Genomic DNA, 2,855 nt, shown 5'->3' on the forward strand with positions numbered 1-2,855 from the left:
GTTAAAAATGCAGGGCAAATGGACCGACCATGTAAAAGTGACGCCTGAACAAATGAAAGTTTTAAATGGTCCGGAAACAAATTGGGCCTTCACGCCCAAATCAGCCTATGATTATACTGGCTTTAATACAGCTTTATTGGGATCAAAAGTACCGGCACCGGGTGTGTACCCTCGCATATTGTTCAGCGAGGCAGATATTCCGATGTTGGCAAAACGGATCAATAGTAGTAAATCAGGCCAGCAGTCGATGATCGAGGTTGGGTATTTGCTAAAAAAGTCATTTTGGGACCCGACCACCAGCGACGGAAAAGTATTTTTAAAACTGTCAACAGGCGATTTGAATGGTTTGGAATGGCCGGCCAACCCTCCGGGGGGAGCAATAGCTGGCTTGCCGCAGATGTTTAAAGGAGAGGTTGCTGGTATTTACAATTCCCATATTGCGTATGTGCCCGAATGTTTGGCCGACATGGCATTGTATTGCCTGCTGACCAACGACAACGTGCACGGTAGGATGGCTGCGGCGGCTATTGCCAATTATTTTAAGTTACGCGAGCCCCTTATCGATGAATACAACGCAGTAAGCGATTCGGAATTTGGTACCAGTTATACTCGCCCTGACGGTACAGTTTCTGAAGTTGGCGGAAATGGCGCCAATACCGCGTGGCGCAATATTCATGGCCTTGTGGCACACATGAATTTGGGGCTTAGCCTGGATTTTGCGGGTAAATGGATGAACGCTGAGGAGAAGGATTTGATGCGCCGTGTAATTGCTAAAGCAACTTATGGAAGGCGGGGTTATGGGCAGGACGGACCCAAGCGGTTCAGGGATATTAACTGGGTTGCCTGGGACTTACCCAATTTCTTGGCTCTAGCAGCAATTGAAGGCCTTGAAGGATTTGATGAAGAAGCTTATGAATCGAATTGCGAAACAGTAAAATCATTTGCCGAATGGGGAATCGATCCATCGGGTGTTATTTATGAAAGTAATGGTAAGACACCCGGCGGGATGCAATTTTTCACCCTTTCCATGATCACGCTTGCGCGTCGTGGCGACAACCTTTGGGGGCATCCCAATGTTCGCAGACTATTAGAAGGGCAAACACAAATGACATCCCCGGATGGAAAGGTGATTGTTAACAGTGGCACGCAATATGTTCCATTTAGCCAAAGTAATTTTTCATTTCAAACAATTGAAGAGTTTAAATCTTTCTATCCGGAAAGCCGTATTCCCGATTACTTACTATCTCAATCGGCCAATTTTGATGATAAGGACGAAATGTACCGGGAATGGAAATTTGATCGTTTTGATGCGGAAGCCTATAAATCAGATGTAGCAAAAGTGCCGCGCTTGCGTATGCCCAGCCCAATGTATCCGGGTTTTGTACATAGCTTGCTTTATAATACCGATTACAAGCAAACAACCCGTGCCGATTTGAAATTGCCTTTGACATTCAATGCGCCGATACACGGGGTGTTTTCAGCATATAGCGATGCCTCAACAAATGCCACCTGGATCAATATGATGGTGAGACCGGATCATTATTTAGGTGGCGGGCATCATCATGCTGATGCAGGCATGTTCCATTTTTCTGCCCTCGGGATCAACTGGTTTACCGAAAGCCCGTTCCCGCAGGTATATGACGGTAAATACCATAATCAGGTTTTGGTTGACGGAGAATCGGAGCCGGAGGGTTCTTCAGGGCTTGGAACCGGCTATCAGGCTGCAGCAACGTACCTTGGTGAAACCGAAACTGAACTGGGCGGTTTTGCTTCCGCCGATTTGACAAACTCTTACACTTATCGTTGGCAGACGCAACCTGCGCAGATTTGGGAAGATAAAATGAAATCGCTCGACTGGGAGCTTGACCCGTCGGAACAAAATCTTAAAATGTTTGCTGGTACATCACATTACAAAATGCGCCCTTGGTGGGCAACTTATACGTATTCAAATTATATAGCCACTTCACGGGCGCCATTTAATCCTATGGAATACGTATACCGATCAGTAGGGTTGGTAAGAGGCAAGCATCCTATTTGCATTATAACCGATGATTTAAAAAAAGACGACAAAAACCACACTTACCAATGGACGGCGATGCTTAACGGTGGCGTTTGGCAAGCCAATATAGCCGGGCTTGAAAAGAATGAAGTGGTGTTAGCTTACCGGACTTATAAAGCGGCTTCTGATCAAACAAAAAAACAATTGATCGAGCCGGAAAAAGGTGAGCCGCTGTTGTTGGTATATATTTTAGGGTTGGATAACAGTAATGATGAATCTATACCGCTCATGAAAGTAAGTACAGAAGTCGGCCCGTCTAATTCGAAACAAGCTAAAACACAATATTATGATCGTTTAGCGATCAGTACAAAGGCGAAGCTGGTAAACTATAAGGTATTGCTAATCCCTTTTAAATATGGAGACGAGCTACCTAATATAGGTTTTAGCAATAATCAGGCACAAATCAATTGGAAAGACGAAGCTGAAACGATTGTATTTAAGCTAAACGGAAATCGTACGCAAACCAAAGTTGTAAATGGGGGTAAGGTGATTTGCGAAAGCAAGTAAATTCGAAAACTGTATATTTAAAAATGGGACATGAGCAACATCATGTTTTTTTACTAACGTACCAAAAGAATACAGACACTTTTTAATGAAGTATTGATAGCATTTCTCGGAAGTATTAATAAAAAATGATGCGATTTAAATTAGAAAAAAGTATTGGTCTTATACTCCTGATTTCGTTTTATGCTTTTACGCAAACCTTTGGTCAAAGCATTAAGTCGTTGCCAACAGTCGATTCGGTAACAATGAAAGAATTGTTATCAGGGCCAACCATGCAGCAAGTGATATTCAA

The 2,855-nt window shown here is 43.6% G+C and carries 1 protein-coding gene; it reads left to right on the plus strand.

What is annotated here, in order from left to right:
* Window positions 1–2,566, plus strand: a 2,566-nt coding sequence (locus QZX97_RS09940) for a hypothetical protein (protein WP_295664617.1), incomplete at its 5' end; no start/stop codon positions are given.
* Window positions 2,567–2,855 lie beyond the last annotated feature (289 nt).

It is taken from the genome of uncultured Mucilaginibacter sp., from assembly GCF_903893715.1.
Taxonomy (GTDB): Bacteria; Bacteroidota; Bacteroidia; order Sphingobacteriales; family Sphingobacteriaceae; genus Mucilaginibacter.